The organism is Ruegeria sp. AM4 (genome assembly GCF_056540665.1).
Genome location: NZ_JBQFXD010000021.1, coordinates 1 through 22251, shown reverse-complemented (window position 1 = coordinate 22251; position 22251 = coordinate 1). Strand labels below are relative to the sequence as shown.

Here is a 22251-nt window from a genome sequence, read left to right as displayed (position 1 = left end):
ACGGCCCTGCGCGACAGGGATGCCCGATAACCCTTTGAAAGGTATAAAACATGGCAGATGGAAACCCGCCAACCAAGAAAGCGCTCGACCGTGATGTCAACCGCATCGGAGACAGCTTTATCTTCCCGCCCAGGGTCATGGATGACATTCACATCAAGTCCGAACTTGGCCGGTACAGGATGCGAGGGTTCTCGCTGTTCAAAAAGATACCGCATTGGGATGATCTGACATTTCTGCCCGGCACGCTGACGCGCTTTGTGATCGAGGGCTACCGCGAGAAGTGCGAAACCAAAACGGTGATCGGCCCGCGTGCCAAACGGCCGCTGGAGCTGGATATCCCGGTCTACATCACGGGCATGAGCTTTGGGGCTCTGTCTTATGAGGCAAAAACCGCCCTGGCGCGTGGTGCAACGATGGCGGGCACTGCCACCTGTTCGGGCGAAGGTGGGATGATCCCGGACGAACGTCGATATTCTTCAAAGTGGTTCTACCAGTGCATTCAGTCGCGCTATGGGTTCAACCCGCATCATCTGGTGCTTGCAGATGGTTGCGAGTTCTTCATCGGGCAGGGCTGCAAAGTGGGTCTGGGCGGTCACTTGATGGGGCAGAAGGTGACGGATCAGGTCGCCGAAATGCGGTCATTGCCTGCGGGCATCGACCAAAGATCGCCAGCCCGCCACCCCGATTGGTTGGGTCCGGACGATCTGGCGCTGAAAATTCAGGAAATCCGTGAGGCAACTGACTGGCAGATCCCGATCCAGCTGAAACTGGGCGCGGCCCGTGTCTATGACGACGTTCGGATGGCCGTGAAATGTGACCCGGATTCGATCTATATCGACGGTATGGAAGGTGGCACGGGCGCGGGCCCGCACCTTGCGACCGAAGACACAGGTGTTCCGGGCATGGCTGCGATCCGCCAGGCGCGCAAGGCCATCGATGACCTTGGGAAACGCGGCGACATCACTTTGATTTACGCTGGCGGTATCCGTAACGGCGCTGATGTGGCCAAAGCGATTGCCCTTGGCGCTGATGCTATTGCCATCGGACACTCGGCGATGATGGCGCTCAATTGTAACAAGGACATCCCCGAGGCCAACTATCCCGAAGAGATCGGGGCAGAGCCGGGCTATTGCTACCACTGCCATACGGGCCGTTGCCCGGTTGGCGTCGCAACACAAGACCCCCTGTTGCGTCAACGCCTTGATCCCGATGAAGCGGCCGAGCGTGTCTACAACTTCCTGCATACGCTGACGATCGAGGCTCAGCTGTTTGCCCGCGCCTGCGGCAAGACCCATCTGCATTCGCTGGAGCCCGAAGATCTGGCCGCATTGACCATGGAAGCCTCGGCGATGGCCGGCGTCCCTCTGGCAGGGACAAGCCACACTGTTGGCGTCGAAGACTATCACCATCTGTAAGGAGAGCTGAGACATGGCCGGAACACAGTACCGCGGGTCTGAAATCAAGGACGTCAACCAGTTCATCAACGATGCGGATGGTTTGGAGTCTGAACGTGAGAAAGAGATCGGCCAGCATATTGGCTATCGCTATGACGTGAACCTTGTGCCGGACTACAACCGGATCACGCCCTTCCTCAAAAGCTATATCGAATTCATGGGGTGGGATGATCTCAATTGGCTCGAAGACATTCACATGGGTTACGAGGAAGGTAAACCCGCCGTCTTTGACCGCAACATCAACGGCTGGGTCCGCATCCCGGACAGCATCGATCTGCCGGACAATCAGCAGGATCGCGACATGATCGCACGCGAGCTGCTGTTGAAATTCCAGATGTCTGACCGCCATCCGTTGGTCATGCTCAGAAAGGCTTACAAAAAGTTCTGACCCATGCCGCGCCCGCTAAATATCGCTTGCCTCCAGACCCGGCCGATGCCGACGATGGAGAGTGCCTTAGCCGAGGCTTTGCCGATGGCCGAGGCGGCAGTTCGCGCGGGCGCGCAGATGTTGTTCCTGCCCGAATATTGTGGCGGGCTGGCGTCAGAGGGTGCGCAGCTGTGCCCGCCTTCTCAGCCCGAGCCCGAGCATCAGGTTCTGGCAAAGCTGCGCCGCTTCGCGGCCGAGCGAAACGTCTGGGTGAATGTGGGCTCAATCGCTGTGGATGGGCCAGATGATAAAATTATCAACCGCGGCTATATGCTCGATCCGTCCGGCGATATCTTTGGGTCATACGACAAGATACATCTGTTCGACGTGGACCTGGCCGAAGGGGCCATTTACCGCGAAAGCGATACCGTGGCGCCGGGTGACCGTGCGCGGGTCTACGACACTTCGTTGTGCAAAGTGGGTCACACGATTTGTTATGACATTCGCTTTCCGGGGTTATTCAGGGATCTTTCCCAGAATGGGGCGGAAATCCTGTGCTGCCCGGCGGCTTTCACAAAAACGACCGGCAAGGCGCACTGGCATGTTCTTAATCGCGCGCGTGCCATTGAGAATACTGCGTTCGTCGTCTCACCGTGCGCGGTCGGTCCTGTTCCGGGTGGCGGTGCCAGTTATGGGCATTCGCTGGTGGTAAGCCCTTGGGGTGAAGTTCTGGCTGACGGCGGCGACATTCCTGGCGTGATCCACGCCCAACTGGACCTTGTCCATGTACAGTCTACGGCGGCGCGCATTCCAAGTTTACGCCATGATAGGCCGTATCATGTTGGAGTTTCAGAAAAGAAGGATGTCGCATGAGTTCACTGGGCCCGGTCCTTGGAGAAAGCTATTCAGCCTCGCCGCTGCGGCTGGCTTTTCTCAAATGGCAGTGCCGGGTGCGTCAGATCGCTATGCGGGATAGTCACGGTCGCCCCGACGACGCGATTACCCCGGCCCTGTTTCTGCCCGGGCAGGACGATCCGCTGGGGCACATAATCACAGTGTTGAACAAATCGACTGGGTACTCGGTCACCCCGGAACTGTTGCATATGGCCAAAAAGACAAATGATCCCGCACAGCGGCGGGATCAGGCGATCCGGTTTTTTTCGGCCACATACTATCAGAAAGCGGCAGAGTTTTCCGATATCCTGACGGCCACGTTCCCACCAGGCTCTCCAGGTGCCGCGTCGATCCGCGAAGCGGGCACGGTCCGCCTACGGTTCGAGGCGTATATGCAGGTGTTCGATTTGTCCTGCAAGGTCTGGCGGCTGGCCCTTCATAACCCGCTGCATCAGGCGACCATGGCTCATAACCGACTGTTCAACCCGGCTTTGCCAGAAGACACAGAAGTTCTGGGCTTTGAGCCGGATTGGAGTGCAAGTTCATCTGAATCGGAGGTGCGCTGACATGGTGCCGGGTTATGTGATCGCTCAGATCCGCGTGACAGACGCAGAGACCTATCCGACCTACGTGGCGATGGTTCAGAAGATTATCGAAAAGTTCGGCGGCGAGTTTCTTGTGCGCGGCGGGCGTAGTGAAAGCCACGAAGGCACGCCACATGGTGATCGGCATGTTGTCATCCGGTTCCCGAGCTTTCAGGCGCCCAAAGACTGGTACCATTCACCCGACTACGCAGAAGCCAAAGAACTTCGAATGTCCGCATCTAGCAGCGTTCAGACAATAGTCGAGGGGGTAGCATGACCAAACGTATCTGTATCATCGGGGCAGGCCCCTCGGGGCTTGCGCAATTGCGGGCTTTTCAATCAGCTGCTGAAAAGGGCGCGGATATCCCCGAGATCGTTTGTTACGAAAAGCAAGCCGATTGGGGTGGGCTATGGCGCTATACGTGGCGGACTGGTCTGGATGAACATTCCAATCCCTGCCATGGCTCAATGTATCGCTATTTGTGGTCAAACGGGCCCAAAGAAGGGCTGGAATTTGCGGATTACACCTTCGAAGAACACTTTGGAAAACCCATTGCGTCCTACCCACCGCGTGCTGTCCTGTTCGACTATATCGAAGGCCGGGTAAAAAAGGCGGATGTCCGAAAGTACATTCAATTCAACACTGTTGTGCGAGATGTGCGGACGGTTGAAGACGGGTTTGAAGTAACGGTTCGTGATGCTCTAAGTGATACTGAAGAGCGAAAGATCTTTGATCAGGTCGTGGTAGCATCAGGGCACTTTAGTTTCCCGAATGTACCGCATTATCCCGGTTTCGAGTCCTACAAAGGTCGCATCCTGCACGCACATGACTTCAGGGACGCGGTGGAGTTCAAGGATAAGGACATCCTAATCCTAGGAACATCCTATTCTGCTGAAGATATCGGCTCTCAGTGTTGGAAGTACGGGTGCAAATCAGTAACGGTGGCACATAGGACAGCGCCCATGGGTTTCAATTGGCCGAATAATTGGGCGGAAGTCCCGGCGCTGGAGAGAGTGGACGGAAAAACCGCGTACTTCATTGACGGAACCTCTCGCGACGTGGATGCGATTATTCTGTGCACTGGATACAAGCACCATTTCCCATTCCTTCCAGATGATTTGCGATTGAAAACGGCTAACCGATTGGCAGCAAACGATCTTTATAAGGGTGTCGTGTACACCGGAAACCCGAACCTCTTTTATCTGGGGATGCAAGACCAGTGGTACACGTTCAACATGTTCGATGCGCAGGCCTGGTGGGTGCGGGACGTGATAATGGACCGCATAGCATTGCCGGATGCCGCAACAATGGCGGCGGACTGGCAGAAACGGCAGGCCGACGAAGACGCTCTCGAAGATGACTATGCCTGCATTGCGTATCAAGGCGCATATACCGCCGAACTGATCGCCGAGACCGACTATCCCTCGTTCGATATCGAAGCGGCCAATCAGGCATTCTACGAGTGGAAGAAGCACAAGAAGAAGGGAATTATGGAATTCCGGGACCATGGCTATACCAGCCCAATGACCGGCACAAAGGCGCCCCCGCACCATACGGTCTGGAAGGATGCGCTGGACGACAGTCTTGAGGATTACCTGAAGACTTGAACAGGGCGCGTGAACCCTCGCCCTGACCGGGCGTCGGACCACCGCCGAAAACAACAGGGAGACTGAAGATGAGAAAACTGACTTTATTGGCCTCTGCAAGTGCGGTCGCGGCGATGGCCGTTTCGGCGCATGCCGCTGACAGCGATGATCCGATCGTGATCCCGATCCACAACTGGTCAAGCCAGATCGTGATGTCGAATGTCGTTGGTCAGATGTTTGAAGAGATGGATCTGAATGTCGAATACGTCACCACAGACAGCCAGGCTGTCTACGAGTCGGTGCGTCTGGGCGATGTCGCGCTGGAATTGGAAGTCTGGGAAGGTGCGTTCGGGGCGTCATTCCGCGAAGCGCTGTCAAAAGGCGGTCTGCATGATGCCGGCGACCACGACGCGGTCACCCGCGAAGACTGGTGGTATCCGATGTGGACCAAGGACGCGTGCCCCGGTCTGCCGGATTGGCAAGCGCTGAACGATTGTGCAGCAGTTTTTGCAACCGCTGAAACGGGCGACAAAGGCCGGTACCTGGACGGTCCGGTGGACTGGCTGAAACACGGACAGGAACGTGTCGAGGCATTGGACATGGACTTCGTTGTCGTGAATGCCGGTTCGGCTGCGGCGCTTTGGGCGGAAATTGGTGCAGCAGAAGCTGAAAAGAAACCGGTCGTCGTGTTCAACTGGACGCCCAACTTTGCCGAAGCCGTATGGCCGGGTGAGTTTGTTGAATTTCCTGCGTGGGTGGACGGGTGCGACACCGATCCTTCCGTCGGACCAAATCCGGACGCTCTGTACGACTGCGGCAACCCCGCCACTGGCTATCTCAAAAAGGCGGCCTGGGACGGAATGGAAGGCAAATGGCCAACAGCGTATTGCGTGCTGACCAAGATCTCGTTCACGAACCCTCAAATCGCCGAAATGGCGAAACTGGTGGACACAGACGAGTTGGAACCGGATGAAGCAGCCGTTGAATGGCTGGCCGCAAACCGTGGCATTGTCGATCCATGGATCCAGGAGTGCTCGGGTTAACTTGAGCTGATTTGACAAATGTACCTGTCCCGCGAGACCATGTGGGGCAGGTGACTGTACGACAGGGGAATGGCATGGCACCGGTAATTTCGGCCAGAAATGTCTGGAAGCTTTTTGGGGCTCATCCAGAGAAATACCTGCGTTCGATGCCTGAAAGCCATGGCTTCGACGACATTCGTGCCGACGGGTACATTGCCGGGGTCAAAGATGTTTCTGTAGATGTCGGTCAAGGTGAAATGCTTGTTATCATGGGGCTTTCCGGATCCGGGAAGTCAACTCTGGTTCGCTGTTTTTCCAGGTTGCACGATATAACTGGCGGCACCATCGAGGTCGAGGGTCAGGACATTATGTCATTGGCGGAAAGAGACCTGATTGAATTGCGCCGGTCCAAAATGGGAATGGTGTTTCAGTCCTTTGGCCTGTTGCCGCATCGAACGGTTCTGGAAAATGTTGCGTTTCCATTAGAGATGCGTGGGCAAGACAAACACACGCGGCGAGAACGTGCGTTGGAAGTCGTGCGTTTGGTTGGCCTCGAAGGGCGCGAGGACTATTTCCCGCGAGAATTGTCAGGCGGACAACAACAGCGCGTCGGCATCGCCAGGTCGCTGGCGATTGAGCCGGATATCTGGTTTCTGGACGAACCGTTTTCAGCGCTTGATCCCTTGATCCGACGCGAAATGCAGGATGAGTTTCTGCGCTTGCAGGAGATGCTGGGCAAGACGATTGTGTTTATCACTCATGATTTCGACGAAGCGCTTCGGTTGGCGGACCGGATCGCAATTATGAAAGACGGCGCGATCGAACAATGTGATACGCCAGACGCGATCGTTATGAACCCAGCAACCGAATACGTTCGGAAATTCACTGAGGATATCGACAAAGCTCGGGTTGTTCATGCCCGCGGTCTTTCTAGGCCGATAAACGGGCACGCGCTCGAGGGCGATCCCGTAGATGCCAAATCCACGATTCAGGATCTAGCCAGGCAATTGGTGAATGAAACCCGCGAAGCGATTCCGGTGGCTGACAAATCAGGAAAAGTTGTCGGGGTGATGCAGCGGTCCGAAGCGCTTGATCTGTTGCTGGGGGCTGGTTGATGGCCGTCACGCACGCCTCCGAAGTTGGTGCTCGCACCCATAATGGTAGCGGTCGAGATCCGGTTTTGTTGGCACTGATAGGTACGGCGCTGGCCTTTGTGGCCGCGCATGCATTCGGCGTGCTGCCGCCTTGGTTACAGCGGATACCCGAGGCCATGATCCCACCAACCGCAGAGGTGCTTGACGCTGTTTTCGCCTTTGTTCAGAACGATCTAGGCCTGATCTACGTCACCCGGTTCATCGCAGAAGGGCCGCTTGAGTTTCTGTTGGATGCAACGGCAAACCTGCTTTACGGAAAGCGTCGCTGGCCGATGATGGGGCCGATCCCATGGACGGCAATTGCGGGCGCGGCGACGGTGCTCGGCTTTTACCTCGGCGGCTGGAGGCTTGCCGCCCTGGCGGGTGGCACGTTTGTCTGGACAGCGCTCATCGGTCAATGGGACATTGCAATGCAGACTATGTCTGTGTTGGTCGTTGCTGCACCGATTGCGTTCTTGATCGGGCTTCTCTTGGGTATTGCCGCCTGGAAATACCCTTGGGTGGATACCGCGATCAAACCGGTTCTAAGTGTGCTTCAAACACTTCCGTTTTTTACGTATCTTTTGCCGGCAGTTATCTTCTTCAAGGTAGGCCCAACGGCAGGGGCGGTTGCTACCATCATCTATGCGATCCCTCCCATGATTTTGATGACGACACTTGGACTGAAAAAAGTCAGTCCCGAGATTGTCGAGGCAGGCAAGATGTCCGGATGCACACGATGGCAGATGCTCACGCGAGTTTATTTGCCGGCTGCGCGGACCGAAATATTGGTCGGCGTGAACCAGGTCATCATGCTGTGTCTCGCGATGGTTGTTTTGACCGCCTTTATTGGCATGCCCGGGCTGGGCGCAAAGCTGCTCGCGATGATGGGCAGTTTCAAACTTGGCCGTTCTTTTGAGATTGGCGTGACCATCGTTTTGTTCGCAATCATGCTCGACCGGTTGTCAAAGGCGTGGGTTGTCAAACAACCCGAGCATTTTGAGAAGGGTACGCCGTGGTGGCAGCAACACGCTTACCTGTTGATTGGTCTGTCCGTCTTTTTTGTGTTCTGTGTAATCGCACAATTCGTTGATGTCTTTGCCGAAATCGGTCGACGTCAGTCTTTCTCAAAGGGCAAAGAGATTGACGTCGTAATAAAGGGCTTTTTGGCGATAGATGCGGTGAATGCAGTGACGGAATGGTTGCGTTGGTTCTTGAATGTGAAAGTTCTGATACCATTCCGAAACTCGCTTCTGTGGATCCCAACACCTGCGTTCATTTTGCTGATAACAGCGCTGACGTATTGGCTTGGTGGCAAACGACCCGCGATTTATGGGTTTGTTTTCTTCACACTGGTCGCCTTTTCAGGCTGGTGGGACCGTTCCGTTATCACGCTATATACAGTCATCTCGGCCGTCATAATTTCGATGCTGATCGGTATTCCACTGGGGATTTTTGCTGCGCGTTCCGCAAAGTGGTCGAACCGTATTTTGCTGGCTTGCGATACGGCACAGACATTCCCCAGTTTCATCTACCTTATTCCGGCTATCATGCTGTTCGGTGTGAATGATGTTGCAGTGGTCTTCGCGATCGTGATCTTCACCACTGTTCCGCTCACGCGATACACGATTGAAGGGTTGCGTACTGTTCCGCCGGAAATAACCGAAGCGGCTGATATGTCCGGCGCGACACGTCGACAGAAGCTTTGGGCGGTTCAGTTACCAATGGCCCTGCCGACTATGGCAGTGGGATTCAATCAGGCGATCATGTTCGCCTTCTTCATGGTGATCATTGCCGCCTTCATTGGGACCCAGGACCTAGGTCAGGAATTGCAGCGGACGCTGGCAGGCACCGAGCTCGGTAAGAACATCGTACTAGGGATGAACGTTGCGTTTATGGCTCTGACATTTGATCTGGCGGTTATGGCGTGGGCCGAGAAGCGCAAAAAAGTACTGGGGCTCGGTTGATGATATGAACAAGCCGGAGTTCATTGAGCATCCTTGGGAAAGACGGGGGATTGTCTCGCCCGGCCTTCCGATACTGCCTCATGGTGTTGAGCGCCATCCAGTGCCCGGAGGCGGATCACGAGCTGTGCCGATCTTTCGAGGTGATGAGATCAGCATTGTCGACAAAGAAGGTTTGCAACAGGGTGAACTGGTGTTTTTTGCACCTGATCGAACCTCAGATGCGGCGATGCTTGGGACTATCGGCAAGGGACGGCCCACCGCGACAATTGAAACGCTAGCAAATGGTTCACGTTCGGGCGCAACCGTTCTGAAGGCGTTGGCAGCATCGGGATTCACTATCGAAACCGGGGATGCGATCAGAGTCTTCCCAGAGGAATCGAAGCCCGGCGAAACAGCCAATTTTACGGCAGAACGTGATGGTTTGTTGATTTGCGCGGCTCCGGGCAAACCGATGAGCCCAGAGGCACAGAATGCGCCAACGGAACTTGTCCTCTACATCCGCAGGGCGGACCCGAAGCATGCCAAGGGCGCGATGGGACCACCTGATCCTTTGGCCGATCCGCTACAAGACCTGAACATCCAACCCGGACACGCATCGGCCTACGAAGTCAAAAAGGGTGAGTACATCCAGATACTGGACGTGAAGGGCAGGGAATGCTCGGATTTTCAAGCCTTTTCCTTACGTGCGCTCGATAATGGTCTTGAGCGCGAGATAGATCCGACGACGACCCGCAGCTTAATGGGAAGCCTCTACCCTAACCCGGGAACTTTCTCAAAATACTGGTCCGTTGATCAGGAGCCGCTGGTTGAGATCGTGCAGGACACCTGCGGGCGTCACGACACGTTTGGTCTTGCGTGCACGGCACGGTACTACGAGGATCTCGGCTACCCCGGGCATATCAACTGCTCGGACAACATGAATGCGGATTTGGCCCGATTCAACGTCCGGCCACGCGGCGGCTGGCCCGCGATCAATTTCTTTTTCAACACGATGCTCGATGATACGAACGCCATCGGAATGGACGACCCCTGGTCACGACCCGGCGACTTTGTGTTGCTCCGAGCTTTGTCTGATCTGGTTTGCGTCAGCACCGCGTGCCCCTGCGATGTCGACCCGGCAAATGGATGGAACCCGACGGATATCCAGGTCCGCACGTACAAAGCCACCGAGGATTTCAAACGATCCGTCGGCTATAGAAAATCTGCGGAGGCGGATGTGGAAGAAACCAAAAAAACCGCGTTCCATGATTGCTTTGCGCGTCACACCGAGGACTTCGTTGAATACAACGGCTACTGGCTTGCAAATACGATCCCCAAACTTGGAAGCATTGCAGAGTACTGGGCCGTGCGTGAAAAGGCAGCGGTCATGGATCTGTCGCCACTGCGAAAATACGAGGTGACGGGGCCGGACGCGGAAGAGCTGATGCAAGTCTGCGTGACGCGGAACGTCAAGAAAATAAGCGTCGGGCAGGTCAGCTACACCGCCATGTGCTATGAGCACGGCGGAATGATCGACGACGGTACAATTTATCGTTTGGGGGACAACAATTTCCGTTGGATAGGGGGCAATGACACAAGTGGCTTGTGGCTTAAGGAGCAGGCTGCCAAGCGGGGTTTGAACGCTTGGGTCCGTCCGTCAACGGATCAGCTTCACAACATTGCCGTGCAGGGGCGCTATTCCCGGGATATCCTTAAGAAAGTCTTCTGGATGCCGCCAACCCAACCGTCCGTTGAGGAACTGCCGTGGTTCCGCATGACAATCGCCCGTATCGGCGATTACTCGGGAACCGCGGTTGTGATTTCCAGAACCGGCTATTCAGGTGAGTTGGGATACGAAATCTTCTGCCATCCAAAGGATGCGGTCGAGGTGTTCGATGCCGTCTGGGACGCGGGTCAGGATTATGACCTTGCGCCGCTGGGCCTGGCTGCGCTGGACATGATGAGGATCGAAGCAGGTCTGATTTTCGCGGGAAGCGAGTTTGACGACACAACTGACCCGTTTGAAGCCGGAATTGGCTTTACCGTGCCGCTGAAATCAAAAGTGGACGACTTTATTGGCCGCGCCGCATTGGAAGAACGCAAGGCGCATCCGCACCGAAAACTTGTCGGGTTTGATATCGAAGGAGGAACCGTGCCTTCGCCCGGCGATTGTGTTCGGATCGGCAAGGCGCAAGTCGGTGAGATTACCTCTGCCGTGAAATCGCCGGTTCTAGGGAAAGTGATCGCGCTTGGCAGGGTTGCGACAGCACATGCCGAAGTCGGGACGGATATTGAAATCGGCCAATTGGACGGCCAGCAAAAGCGACTGAAGGCCCGGGTGGTCGCCTTCCCGCATTTCGACCCCGGGAAAGAGCGGGTAAAAGGGAACTACGATTGAGCCTCTTCACAGAGGATGCCGTTCCTGGGCGTCCTTATTGGTGGGACGATGTAGTGTGGCCCACTCTTGAATGCAGGCTGCCCACAAAAACAGAAGTTCTTGTCATTGGCGCCGGTTACACCGGACTTTCGGCGGCCATCGCGGCCCACGATGCGGGGGCTCGGGTTTTGGTTATAGACAGCGGTAAGCCGGGGCAGGGGGCTTCGACCCGAAACGGTGGCATGTTGGGAGCCCACCCGAGGGTTGGTTGGGACGCGTTGTCAAATCGCTATGGACCGCAGGTCGCTGATGCTCTGTTCTCGGAGGCTTCAGATGCGCTGAGGTGGGTCAAAGTCCTATTGAGGAAAGAGCAAATCACTTGCGATTACGAAGAATGCGGGCGCATTCAGCTGGCTTACACTTCGTCCCAGTTCGCGGCGCAAGAAAAGATGGCGACTCAGATTTCAGAAAAAGGCGCTGGACCGTGCAAGATTCTGGGTCGCAATGAGTTGCCAATGAACATTAGGACGCCACTGTACAAGGGCGCCATCTTATTCCCGACACATGGCGCAATTCACCCGGCCAAGTATCTGCTCGGTTTGCTAAATGCCACGTCAGTTCGGGGCATTCCCGTTGTTTCGAATTGCCCGGCGGCGAATATGCAAAAGGCAGGCGTGGCTTTGCAGGTTTCGACACCGCAAGGGAGCATTTCCGCTGACAGGGTCATTCTGGCCACCAATGGCTATACAGGCAACCAATTCAACTGGTTCAACCGGCGTGTCTTTCCGGTGCCAAGTTATCTCGTGGCAACAGAACCGTTGGAACGTGGACTGATAAATGAACTGGCACCCGGTCGGCGCATGATGGTGGAAACCCGAATGCACCACAGCTACTTCCGGGTTTCGCCCGATGGGTCCCGTTTGCTGTTCGGAGGTCGAGCGGCATTGGTGGATATCGACCTTCACAAGGCCGCACGCCGCTTGCACAATAAGATAGCCGAGATTTGGCCCAGACTGCGGGATGTTCGGCTGTCCCATGTCTGGACCGGAAACACTGGTTTCACCTTTGGTCAGTTGCCACATGTAGGCGAGCGAAACGGTATTCACTATGCCTTGGGGTATTCAGGCGGGGGAACTGTGTTGGCCCCGTGGTTGGGCCGCAAGGCAGCACTTCGCGCCGTGGGGTCACCAGACGGCGAGACGGCCTTTACGCAGACGAGGCTTTCTTCGCGTTGGTTCTATCCCGGTGGCCGACCTCATTTCCTGCGCCCAATTGATTTGTGGTACCGCAACTGGGTTGATCCTCGTGAAGACAGAAGCGCAAACGGCTAGTTCGCCCATTTCGGTAAAACGGTCATCCGCAGCGGGCTTGTGTTGCCACTGTCAGGCAAAAACACCGGATCGTCTGCAAGTTCAATAGCTTCCCAGTAACGCAGCCAGACCTTCAGTGCCGCCATCATGTCTGTTCTTGCAACCAAGTGCCCCAGACAGTGATGAGCGCCTCCTCCAAATCCAAAATGCGACTTCCGGCGCGCGCGAATGTCAAATGCGCCATTGTGGCCGGACTTTGGATCAGTACCTGAGGCGTGGACAAGAATATGCACGGTTGCCCCTGAGTGAAATGTCACATCCCCAATCGTGATATCTTCCAATGCTTCTCGGGTCGCCCAGGTCGTTGTTGGGCGCATCCTGATCACCTCGTCGATGGCGTTTGAAACCGCTTGCGGGTTGGCCCGCAACCATTCCCACTGTTCCGGATGTTGCGAGAACAGATGTGCCGCGAATGCCAATTGAGCACGGGTCGTATCCACGCCGCCAAAGATGGAGATGACAGTCAGATCGACCAACGCCTGACGATCTTCATATTTTTGGGACACAAGGCGAGATACAAAACTGTCGTGCGGCGGTGCATCGATTAACCGATTTGCTAACACCGCTAGCCGATCCAAAGACGCGTTGACTTCTGTCTGGTAGCGGAGAGCCTCGGGACCCATTGCCAAACCAAGACAGGTTGCATCTGATGCAAGCCGTCCAGAAATCTGCATTGGCAACCCCAGAAGCGCCGTAATCGCCTGTCCCGCGAACGGCTCGGTGAAGCCATCAATTATGTCAAAGGGCCCGGGGCCCCTTAGGGTATCACACAAGGTTTCAGCGATTTTGGTGAATGTGGGTTCCAGCGCAAGGATTTGTTCCTTGGCAAGGGCATTCTGGGCGATTTTCCGTAAAGCGGCGTGTTCTTCGCCCTCCAGCGAGATGACACTGCGCTTCCAGAACTCTGCAAAACTGCCCTGAAGCCCAACCGCTTCTGGCCAGGCGTGGCTGCCTTGACGAAACCTACGATCTCGCAGAATTGTACCGGCTTCGCGGTGCCGGAGGACCGCAAATCCGAATGGTGTCCGAGCGCACCACGACGCCTCGCGCGCCATACGTACTTCCGGAGATCGAGTGGAAAACCCCGGATTGGTCAGGTCAAGAAAGGGAAGAATTCGACTCATCGGTGTCCAACAAAAAAGGCCGCACAAATTGTGCGGCCTTTAGTTTAGTACAGTGGCTATTATTCCTTTAGTTTTTTGTAGGCATCATGCTCGTGCTTTTGTCCACTCCACAGTGCGAACAAACAAATTAGTACGGCGAGCACGAACCAAAGCATCGGCGTAGAACCTCCGGCACCCATAAAAATCGGACCGCTCATTTCATCCACATTCGCTAGGCTAAATCCCATTATTTTGTCTCCTTGTTCCAGATGTTACTCGGCAGGGCTGGCCGAAGGTGAGATACCTTCGGGATATGCCTGCATGGGCACTTTCGTCAGATCGAGGCCGGCAATTTCGGCTTCCTTTGTGACGCGCAGCATTCCCAGTTTGTTGAGAACCCAGCTGATGACGTACCCAGGTACAAAGCCCACGAGGAAGAAGACCACGGCACCGACTATCTGGCCAAGCAGCGACACAGTCGCGACGTCGTCGCCCTGAATTGCAGGAAGCCCTGACCCCCAGACACCAAACATGATCAGACCAAACAGGCCAATCGTGCCGTGAACGGTGACCGCTCCGACAGCGTCGTCGATGCCACGGTTCTCCAGCCATGTATAACACGGCTTAAGCAGAGCGCCGCCGGCAAAGCCCATCACAAACGCCAGAGACGGGTCGTAAACGTCCAAGCCTGAGGCGGTGGCGATGATGCCTGCAAGGGCGCCTGACATCATGAAGAATGGGTCCCGAGCGATTGCCCATGCGCCAATTATGCCGCCTGACATGCCCATCAGGATGTTGAATGCCAGTGAGCTTAGTGTCATCGGCGTGCCATAAATGGTGGTGGCTTTGTCAGCGTACCAGCTCCAGGCTTCGCCCGGCACGATTACGCAGGCCATTAAGAAGCCCCAGAAACCAACGATGATCAGCATCAGGCCTGTGACTGTGAATGGCATGTTGTGACCGCCTATGTGGTTGGCCGTACCATCCTCATTGAATTTGCCGATTCTCGGACCGAGGTTGATGAGAACACCAAGGGCAAAGAACCCGGCTACCGCGTGAACCAGTCCGGCAGCACCAAAGTCGTGGACACCCCATTGTGTGACCATCCATCCATCTGCATGCCAGCCCCAGGCAGCAGCGACAACCCATGCGAAAGAGCCCAGTACGACTGCGAGGATGACAAACCCGACGACTTGAATCCGTTCGATGACAGCACCCGAGAAGATAGAGGCCGTTGTCGCAGCGAAAAGGGCAAAAGCACCCCAAAATACACCAGTTGACTGATCGTCTAGGTTCGGGCCAGCGCTATCTGACCATGGCAACGCGAATGAAGCGTACGTGGAACCTGAAATGCCCATGGCGCCCTCTGAGAACGTGATCCCAGTTGGGAAACCCCAGTAGACCCACCACCCAAAGAAATAGAAGGTAGGCATCATGAATGCGAAGGCGAGAATATTCTTTATTCCCGAAGCCAGCACGTTTTTTTGGCGCGATGCCCCCATCTCGTAAGCCAGGAAACCGGCATGGATGATGACCATTAAGGGTATCGTGAGGTAGTAGTAGGTTTCGGCAAACATCGTGTTCGTTACAGACGTCGATGCTTCCAGTTCCGCGACCTTGGCCGCTAGTTCTGCTAGTTGCTCTTCCATGTTCCCAACCTTGCTGAGTTCCCGACCGTGCTCGGTGTTCACAGACGAATTTCAAGAGTCTGCGACAAAATGCTACACTAAACCAAATCGAAACCAGAAGTAAAAAAATTAATCCAAAACTAATCCAAATCACAACAGGCAAACTGACGCTTGGGAACAGATGATGGTAAATTCACTGACTATTGTGAATCCTTGTGGCGTTGTGAATTCAAGCCTCGCTAAACTAACTCCCTTAGGTTCTAGCTGACCTGGTCAGCTAATTTTGGAAGCATTCGATTCATAGGATAAAACGCGAAACATTCGGTTATTTGGTCGCAAAAGGTCAGTTCGACGCCGCATATCGAAATGGTCAAGCCGAAGTTTGATCCTCAGCGTGCTTCAAAAGGAATGCGGGTTAATCATGCGTTATTCAGGATTTCGGGTAATCAAGGAAGCACTTCTTGGACACAAAGGCTGGACACAAGCCTGGCGTGATCCTGAGCCTAAGACGCAATATGACTTTGTGATCGTTGGTGGAGGCGGCCATGGATTGGCCACTGCATACTATCTGGCCAAGGAGTTCGGTGAAGCGCGGATCGCAGTTCTTGAGAAAGGCTGGATCGGAGGGGGCAATGTGGGGCGAAACACGACAATTGTCCGTTCGAACTACCTGCTGGACGGGAACGAGCCGTTTTACGAATTTTCCCTGAAACTCTGGGAAGGACTTGAGCAGGATTTCAATTTCAACGCCATGGTTAGCCAGCGTGGCATTCTTAACCTTGTTCACTCGGATGCGCAGCGCGATGCGGCACGGCGCCGGGGCAACGCGATGATCCTGAACGGCTCGGATGCCGAACTGCTGGATGCGACGGGCGTCAGGGCGATGTATCCGTTCCTGAACTTTGATAACAGTCGCTTTCCGATTAAGGGCGGGCTCTTGCAACGGCGCGGCGGCACGGTGCGCCACGATGCAGTGGCTTGGGGCTACGCGCGCGGCGCGGATCTGCTTGGTGTGGATATCATCCAGAACTGTGAGGTTACAGGTTTCCGCATCGAGAATGGCAAGGTTTTGGGGGTCGAGACCTCGCGCGGGTTCATTGGGGCGAGGAAAGTCGGGGCGGCCGTGGCCGGCTCATCAAGTCGGGTGATGGAGGCTGCGGGCATGCGTTTGCCGATCGAAAGCCATGTGCTGCAGGCTTTTGTGTCCGAGGGGCTCAAGCCGGTCATAGATGGGGTGATCACTTTCGGGGCAGGGCATTTCTATTGCAGTCAGTCGGACAAAGGCGGACTGGTCTTTGGCGGCGATATCGACATGTACAACACCTACGCCCAGCGGGGGAATCTTCCGGTGATCGAGGATGTTGTGGAAAGCGGCGTGGCGCTGATCCCGGCGCTTGGGCGGGTGCGATTGCTGCGGGCTTGGGGCGGCGTCATGGACATGTCGATGGATGGCTCTCCGTTCATCGACCGGACGCACATTGATGGTCTCTATTTTAACGGTGGCTGGTGTTATGGCGGGTTCAAGGCGACCCCGGCATCAGGCTGGTGTTTTGCGCATCTTCTGTCCACCGATCGACCGCATGAAGTTGCAACAGCCTATCGTCTGGATCGGTTCCGTACCGGTCACATGATCGATGAGAAGGGGGTGGGCGCGCAGCCCAACCTGCACTGAAGGGATATGAGTGTATTCCGTAAAACCGAGAACTGGTTCTACGGTTCGAAAATGCGAAAGGAGCCAATGCTATGATTATCACCCATCCGCTTCTTGGCCCCCGCGACGCGCAGGAGTTTGTCTATCTCGGCGACGTGGCACTGATCGACCGCCCCGACTGGCAGGCTGACAACGCAGCCGACGCCTTTCACGACTACCTCTATCTGCGCGACAATCCGGCCGGAGAGCATTGTGAACTTTGGTATCACGAGCAAGGCGACCGCTCATGGTTGGTAGTGACGCGCAATACGTTGACGCATGAGATCACATCCGTCGAACTGGCCCGTGATGTGGCCCGGGCAAGGGGGCGCAGCATATGAGCGTACAGACCAACCGGCTGAATGGCGGTCTTGTCGATCAGTCACAGCCCCTGAAGTTCAACTTTGACGGCAGACAGTATCAAGGCCATCCCGGCGATACATTGGCCTCGGCCCTGCTGGCCAATGGTGTGCGTCTGATGGGGCGCTCATTCAAGTATCACCGTCCCCGTGGGCCACTGACCTGCGGGTCAGAAGAGCCCAACGCGCTGGTCGAACTCCGTTCTGGCGCACGGCAGGAGCCCAACACCCGCGCTACGGTGGCCGAGCTTTTTGACGGGCTGGAAGCAAAATCGCAGAACCGCTGGCCATCCCTGAAACGGGATGTGCTGTCGGTCAACGACTTGTTCAGCAATTTTCTGACGGCAGGTTTCTACTACAAGACATTCATGTGGCCAAAGGCGTTCTGGGAGATGCTCTACGAACCGGTGATCCGGCGCGCCGCCGGTTTGGGCCGCGTGTCCGGACAAGATGACCCGGATGTGTACGACAAAGGCTTTCTGCACTGCGATCTGCTGGTGATCGGGGCCGGTCCGGCGGGTCTGATGGCGGCGCGGACGGCTGGTCGAGCTGGTGCGCGGGTCATTCTCGCGGACGAGGACTTTGTCATGGGCGGGCGACTCAACGCCGAACGCTATGAGGTCGGCGAATTGGCCGGATCGGACTGGGCGGTGCAGATCCTTGCGGAGCTGTCGGCGATGGACAATGTTCGCTTGCTTTCGCGCACCACCGTGATCGGGGCTTTTGATCATGGCATTTATGGTGCTGTCGAGCGGGTAGCTGATCATCTGCCCGCGCCCGATGCCGCGCAGCCTCGCCAGAGCATGTGGCGGATTTATTCAAAACGGGCGCTGCTATGTGCCGGTGCAACCGAGCGGCCTATTGCTTTTGCCAACAATGATCGCCCCGGCGTGATGTTGGCCGGGGCAACCCGGGCCTATGTCAACCGCTGGGCAGTGACCCCGCACGCGCACGTGGCTGTATTTACCAACAACGATGATGGTCATCGCACGGCCGCCGACCTGATATCGAAAGGTGTGCATGTCACCGCCGTGATCGACACACGGGCCGACGCTCCTGCGGTCGAAGGGACCGAACTGTTCGCCGGTGCGCAGGTGATCAACAGCAAGGGCAGGTTGGGCCTGGGGTCAGTGACAGTCCGTACAGCCAAGGGGTTTACCCGTGATATCATTTGCGGCGGCCTGGCGGTTTCAGGTGGGTGGAATCCCAACATTCATTTGACCTGCCATCAGCGCGGGCGTCCACAATGGAACGAAGACCTCTCAGCGTTTGTACCAGGTGACGTGTTGCCGGTCGGCATGTCGGTCGCCGGTGCTGCGGCGGGCGTTATGTCGACACACGGCGCGCTGAAATCCGGCGCGGAAGGGGCGGTAGCGGCTCTGTCTGATCTCGGGATCGCGGCGCAGGTCGAGGATTTGCCGCAGGCCGAGGACGCACCGGTGAACCTGCAACCATTTTGGTATGTGAAAGAGGGTAAGGGCCGGGCCTGGCTAGACCAACAAAACGACGTGACCGTCAAAGACGTCAAACTGGCGCATCAAGAGAACTATGTCTCGGTCGAACATCTGAAACGCTATACCACGCTGGGTATGGCCACCGATCAGGGCAAGACCTCGAATATGGGTGGCTTGGCAGTGATGGCCGAGATGACGGGCAAGTCGATCCCAGAGACCGGCACCACCATATTCCGCCCGCCTTATACGCCGGTTTCGATGGGTGTTCTGGCCGGTCGGTCGGTCGGCAAGCATTTCCATCCGACCCGAGAGACCCCAAGTCACAAATGGGCAACGGAACAGGGCGCTGTGTTCACCGAGGTCGGCGATTGGCTGCGTGCACAATGGTTCCCGCAAAAAGGTGAAAAGCACTGGCGGCAATCGGTGGATCGTGAGGTGCTGCAGACCCGCAATTCGGTCGGTGTGTGCGACGTCACCACGTTGGGTAAGATCGACGTTCAGGGAACGGACGCGGCGGTTTTCTTGAACAAAATTTACGCCAACGGGTTCGCGAAACTGCCGGTGGGCAAGGTACGCTATGGCCTGATGCTTCGGGAAGACGGCATCGCCTATGACGATGGTACTGCGGCGCGACTGGCCGAGGACCACTTTGTGGTAACGACAACCACCGCCAACGCCGTTCTGGTCTACCGCCAGATGGAGTTCGCGCGGCAGTGTCTTTGGCCCGATCTGGACGTGCAACTGATCTCGACCACCGAGGCTTGGGCGCAGTATGCCGTGGCCGGACCGAATGCACGCAAACTGCTGGAGATAGTTGTCGATCCGGGCTTTGATCTGTCGAACGATGCGTTTCCATTCATGGCTTGCGCCGAGATTACCGTTTGTGGCGGTTGCCGGGCGCGTCTGTTCCGTATCTCGTTCAGCGGCGAGTTGGCCTATGAAATCGCCGTGCCCACACGCTATGGCGATGCGATGATCCGCGCATTGATGGAGGCAGGCGAAGAGTTTGGCGTGGTTCCTTATGGTACCGAAGCGCTGGGCGTCATGCGGATCGAAAAGGGGCATGCCGCCGGTAATGAGCTGAATGGCACCACCACGGCTCTGAATCTTGGCATGGGACGGATGGTCAGCAAAAAGAAGGACTGCATCGGCAACACCCTAAGCGAGCGCGTCGGGCTGAACGAGCCAGATGCTCTGCGTCTTGTGGGCTTCAAACCGATGGATACTGGCGACTCCGTTGTCGCAGGGGGCCATTTGATGAACGGTGATGGTCCTATCGATGCAGCCCACGATCAGGGTTACGTCACCTCGGCCGCATTTTCACCAGTCCTGCACAGTTCGATCGGCATCGGATTCCTGAAGAACGGAGGCGAACGGATAGGCGAGGTTCTGCGGCTGGTCAACCCGCTGGAAGGCAACGAAGTAAAGGTCGAAGTGGTAAGTGCCCATTTCGTTGATCCCGATGGAGGACGTCAGCGTGCATAAGCTGAAACCACTCGCACCGCTTGGCGGTGCCGAGCCGAGATCCGACGACTTTCCCGGCTTGACGATCACAGAAAACCCATCGCGGGCGCTGGCATCCCTAACCGCACGTCATGGGCATGAGGCAGCGTGCGGCGCGCAGGTCAATGAGTTGATCGGTGCGGTGCTGCCTTCACCGGGCAAATCGGTAGCGTGTCTGACCTATTCCGCCTTTTGGATCGGTCCCGACAGTTGGATGATCGATGCGGATCACGCAAGCCACGAGATGCTCGCCGACGAAGTCAAGACAGCAGTCGGAGATACGGCTTCTGTTGTCGAACAAACCGATGGCTGGTGCCGGTTCGACATCACCGGCCCGGCAGCCTGCGATCTGCTCGAACGGATTTGCAATGTTGATATCCGAGCGATGCAGTCCGGTGCCGCCACCCGATGCTCGATGCACCACATCGGGTGCTATTTGTGGTGCCATGAGACAGAAACATCTTTCTCTGCACTCGGGCCGCGGTCGTCGGCCAAATCACTGCACCATGCTCTTACTGAAACCGCCCGGACTGTCGTTCGTACGCACTAGAGACTCAATTGAAGGGTGCATTTCTGGTTACGCGAAAACGGTTGCGCTCTTGCCGATCCTGTCGCGGAGAAGAGCCGAATTGTTCAGAATAGTTTCGTGACATTGAAGTTGGATTGGAATAACCAACCGCACTTGCAATAGATGTGAAAGCATCTTGTGTATAAATTACAAGCTCACGCGCTGCCCGTAACCGAACAAGCCGATAATAGCGACCCGGGCTTCGCCCTGTGGCCTTCTGAAAGCTACGTTCAAGATGCCGGGCTGAAACTCCGACGCGCTGCGCAACTTCGCGCGTGGTCAAAGGAAACTCCAGGTTTTCCGAAAACAGTTGGATCGCCTTGGATACGATGCTTGGAAGGTGATCAGCGGTGTCATCGGTTTCGAACGCGGGTGTCTGTTGACGTATGCCTGGGCTGCGAATTGACGGGTGTTGAAACCAACAAGCAACTTCGGTCATGACGGCCTCACCAAAAACAAGTTCAATCAGATGAAGCGATAGATCAAAGGCGGCTGCCGCTCCGGACGCTGTGCAGCAGCGCTGGTTCAAAACAATGACATCATCGGTTGTTTCTATGTCCGGGAACTCATTCTCAAAAGCTGTTTTGTAACACCAGTGAACAGAGCAGGTCTGACTATCCAAAACACCGGAACGGGCTAACGGGAAAATTCCTCCGCTAATCGCGCAAACGTTTGTCCCGTGCCGCGCGAGGTATCGTAGTTTTCCATTTGCTGCGTCAGGATCCGTGAATTTCCCATCAGGTTCTGAAAGAAGAAACAGCATTTCCAGCCCCAGGACTTCTTGCAAGGCAATGTCAGATGGAAAGAGCAATTTCGCGCTGGAAAGCGTCGAAGCGCCGGTTTCAGATACAACTTTCCAGGAAAACACTTCGCGGGCGGCAATCTCATTGGCTGCTCTCAGGGGTTCGATCACAGACGTAAGGCAAGCCATCGGAAACCCGGGAAACGTCAGAAAACCCAGTGTTATCCGATCGCGTGTTTCCAAGCTTAGACCCTTCATAGGGCTTGAAAGATGTTTCATATCGCCGTTCGTTTGCAGTTTGCGAACTGGTTAGTCACCGTATTTCGACTTTGCTTCATGACTAACAGAAAAATACAGTATTGTCAGAAGGGTCTTGGCAGAAGAACCTCGTCGCAGCGGCCTTGTTCCGACGCTCGGACAGCATGAAATCAAGGGTCTTGCTGTGTATATTGATCGCTCGATAAAGATAT

Annotated in this window: 18 protein-coding genes and 1 pseudogene; 15 read left to right on the top strand and 4 right to left on the bottom strand. The window is 55.9% G+C overall.

All coding sequences use genetic code 11. From position 1 onward, the window contains the following. The first annotated feature begins 50 nt into the window (after window positions 1-50). The 11 genes from ACR0JA_RS22835 (at window position 51) to ACR0JA_RS22785 (ending at window position 12695) form a co-directional block, all read left to right on the top strand. Window positions 51-1415 carry an FMN-binding glutamate synthase family protein gene (locus ACR0JA_RS22835; protein WP_480579993.1) on the top strand — a complete coding sequence of 455 codons (1365 nt, stop codon included), beginning with the start codon at window positions 51-53 and terminating at the stop codon, window positions 1413-1415. Window positions 1416-1428: 13 nt separating this feature from the next. After that, window positions 1429-1842: a hypothetical protein gene (locus ACR0JA_RS22830; RefSeq protein WP_480579990.1), complete on the top strand. Its 414-nt coding sequence runs from the start codon at window positions 1429-1431 to the stop codon at window positions 1840-1842. A 3-nt stretch (window positions 1843-1845) separates the two neighbouring features. Beyond that, a complete protein-coding gene (locus ACR0JA_RS22825) occupies window positions 1846-2694 on the top strand; it encodes a carbon-nitrogen hydrolase family protein (RefSeq protein ID WP_480579987.1) in 849 nt (282 codons plus the stop codon). Next, complete coding sequence (locus tag ACR0JA_RS22820; RefSeq protein ID WP_480579984.1) at window positions 2691-3281, top strand: hypothetical protein; 591 nt, start codon at window positions 2691-2693, stop codon at window positions 3279-3281. The genes ACR0JA_RS22825 and ACR0JA_RS22820 overlap by 4 nt, the downstream gene beginning before the upstream one ends. 1 nt (window position 3282) lies before the next feature. Further along, window positions 3283-3576, top strand: coding sequence for a DUF1330 domain-containing protein (locus ACR0JA_RS22815; protein WP_480579981.1), 294 nt, complete (start codon window positions 3283-3285; stop codon window positions 3574-3576). After that, window positions 3573-4907: a flavin-containing monooxygenase gene (locus tag ACR0JA_RS22810; RefSeq protein ID WP_480579978.1), complete on the top strand. Its 1335-nt coding sequence runs from the start codon at window positions 3573-3575 to the stop codon at window positions 4905-4907. The genes ACR0JA_RS22815 and ACR0JA_RS22810 overlap by 4 nt, the downstream gene beginning before the upstream one ends. 68 nt (window positions 4908-4975) lie before the next feature. Next, window positions 4976-5929, top strand: coding sequence for an ABC transporter substrate-binding protein (locus tag ACR0JA_RS22805; RefSeq protein ID WP_480579975.1), 954 nt, complete (start codon window positions 4976-4978; stop codon window positions 5927-5929). Between the two features lie 74 nt (window positions 5930-6003). After that, window positions 6004-7023 (top strand): quaternary amine ABC transporter ATP-binding protein, encoded by a 1020-nt coding sequence (locus ACR0JA_RS22800; protein WP_480579972.1) that lies wholly within the window; start codon window positions 6004-6006, stop codon window positions 7021-7023. Continuing rightward, entirely contained in the window at window positions 7023-9008 is a 1986-nt protein-coding gene (locus ACR0JA_RS22795) for an ABC transporter permease (RefSeq protein WP_480579969.1), read from the top strand. Before ACR0JA_RS22800 ends, ACR0JA_RS22795 begins: the two co-directional genes overlap by 1 nt. A gap of 4 nt (window positions 9009-9012) precedes the next feature. Then, complete coding sequence (locus ACR0JA_RS22790; RefSeq protein WP_480579966.1) at window positions 9013-11385, top strand: trimethylamine N-oxide demethylase; 2373 nt, start codon at window positions 9013-9015, stop codon at window positions 11383-11385. 53 nt (window positions 11386-11438) lie between these two features. Then, window positions 11439-12695, top strand: a complete 1257-nt coding sequence (locus ACR0JA_RS22785; protein ID WP_480580049.1) for an NAD(P)/FAD-dependent oxidoreductase — start codon at window positions 11439-11441, stop codon at window positions 12693-12695. Here the strand turns inward: ACR0JA_RS22785 and ACR0JA_RS22780 are convergent. Together ACR0JA_RS22780 and ACR0JA_RS22775 are read right to left on the bottom strand one after the other, a co-directional pair. Next, window positions 12692-13789 carry a cytochrome P450 gene (locus ACR0JA_RS22780; RefSeq protein WP_480579964.1) on the bottom strand — a complete coding sequence of 366 codons (1098 nt, stop codon included), beginning with the start codon at window positions 13787-13789 and terminating at the stop codon, window positions 12692-12694. The genes ACR0JA_RS22785 and ACR0JA_RS22780 overlap by 4 nt on opposite strands. A gap of 320 nt (window positions 13790-14109) precedes the next feature. Continuing rightward, complete coding sequence (locus ACR0JA_RS22775) at window positions 14110-15486, bottom strand: ammonium transporter (RefSeq protein ID WP_480579961.1); 1377 nt, start codon at window positions 15484-15486, stop codon at window positions 14110-14112. Between the two features lie 400 nt (window positions 15487-15886). On the opposite strand from ACR0JA_RS22775, the gene ACR0JA_RS22770 reads away from it, so the two are divergent. From ACR0JA_RS22770 to ACR0JA_RS22755, 4 genes are all read left to right on the top strand, one after another. Then, a complete protein-coding gene (locus ACR0JA_RS22770; RefSeq protein WP_480579958.1) occupies window positions 15887-17137 on the top strand; it encodes a sarcosine oxidase subunit beta family protein in 1251 nt (416 codons plus the stop codon). A gap of 71 nt (window positions 17138-17208) precedes the next feature. After that, window positions 17209-17496: a sarcosine oxidase subunit delta gene (locus ACR0JA_RS22765; protein ID WP_480579955.1), complete on the top strand. Its 288-nt coding sequence runs from the start codon at window positions 17209-17211 to the stop codon at window positions 17494-17496. Next, window positions 17493-20453, top strand: a complete 2961-nt coding sequence (locus ACR0JA_RS22760) for a sarcosine oxidase subunit alpha family protein (RefSeq protein WP_480579953.1) — start codon at window positions 17493-17495, stop codon at window positions 20451-20453. The genes ACR0JA_RS22765 and ACR0JA_RS22760 overlap by 4 nt, the downstream gene beginning before the upstream one ends. Next, window positions 20446-21021: a sarcosine oxidase subunit gamma gene (locus ACR0JA_RS22755; RefSeq protein ID WP_480579951.1), complete on the top strand. Its 576-nt coding sequence runs from the start codon at window positions 20446-20448 to the stop codon at window positions 21019-21021. Before ACR0JA_RS22760 ends, ACR0JA_RS22755 begins: the two co-directional genes overlap by 8 nt. Window positions 21022-21025: 4 nt before the next feature. Here the strand turns inward: ACR0JA_RS22755 and ACR0JA_RS22750 are convergent, their stop codons facing one another. Then, window positions 21026-22024: a GlxA family transcriptional regulator gene (locus ACR0JA_RS22750; RefSeq protein ID WP_480579949.1), complete on the bottom strand. Its 999-nt coding sequence runs from the start codon at window positions 22022-22024 to the stop codon at window positions 21026-21028. Between the two features lie 130 nt (window positions 22025-22154). Next, window positions 22155-22251 (bottom strand): annotated as a pseudogene (locus ACR0JA_RS22745) (DDE-type integrase/transposase/recombinase); the annotation flags it as partial.

Bases quoted from the DNA above. Each gene is read 5' to 3' on its own strand.
- ACR0JA_RS22835 (WP_480579993.1), top strand. From the start codon at position 51: ATGGCAGATGGAAACCCGCCAACCAAGAAAGCGCTCGACCGTGATGTC.
- ACR0JA_RS22830 (WP_480579990.1), top strand. From the start codon at position 1,429: ATGGCCGGAACACAGTACCGCGGGTCTGAAATCAAGGACGTCAACCAG.
- ACR0JA_RS22825 (WP_480579987.1), top strand. From the start codon at position 1,846: ATGCCGCGCCCGCTAAATATCGCTTGCCTCCAGACCCGGCCGATGCCG.
- ACR0JA_RS22820 (WP_480579984.1), top strand. From the start codon at position 2,691: ATGAGTTCACTGGGCCCGGTCCTTGGAGAAAGCTATTCAGCCTCGCCG.
- ACR0JA_RS22815 (WP_480579981.1), top strand. From the start codon at position 3,283: ATGGTGCCGGGTTATGTGATCGCTCAGATCCGCGTGACAGACGCAGAG.
- ACR0JA_RS22810 (WP_480579978.1), top strand. From the start codon at position 3,573: ATGACCAAACGTATCTGTATCATCGGGGCAGGCCCCTCGGGGCTTGCG.
- ACR0JA_RS22805 (WP_480579975.1), top strand. From the start codon at position 4,976: ATGAGAAAACTGACTTTATTGGCCTCTGCAAGTGCGGTCGCGGCGATG.
- ACR0JA_RS22800 (WP_480579972.1), top strand. From the start codon at position 6,004: ATGGCACCGGTAATTTCGGCCAGAAATGTCTGGAAGCTTTTTGGGGCT.
- ACR0JA_RS22795 (WP_480579969.1), top strand. From the start codon at position 7,023: ATGGCCGTCACGCACGCCTCCGAAGTTGGTGCTCGCACCCATAATGGT.
- ACR0JA_RS22790 (WP_480579966.1), top strand. From the start codon at position 9,013: ATGAACAAGCCGGAGTTCATTGAGCATCCTTGGGAAAGACGGGGGATT.
- ACR0JA_RS22780 (WP_480579964.1), bottom strand. From the start codon at position 13,789: ATGGCGCGCGAGGCGTCGTGGTGCGCTCGGACACCATTCGGATTTGCG.
- ACR0JA_RS22775 (WP_480579961.1), bottom strand. From the start codon at position 15,486: ATGGAAGAGCAACTAGCAGAACTAGCGGCCAAGGTCGCGGAACTGGAA.
- ACR0JA_RS22770 (WP_480579958.1), top strand. From the start codon at position 15,887: ATGCGTTATTCAGGATTTCGGGTAATCAAGGAAGCACTTCTTGGACAC.
- ACR0JA_RS22765 (WP_480579955.1), top strand. From the start codon at position 17,209: ATGATTATCACCCATCCGCTTCTTGGCCCCCGCGACGCGCAGGAGTTT.
- ACR0JA_RS22760 (WP_480579953.1), top strand. From the start codon at position 17,493: ATGAGCGTACAGACCAACCGGCTGAATGGCGGTCTTGTCGATCAGTCA.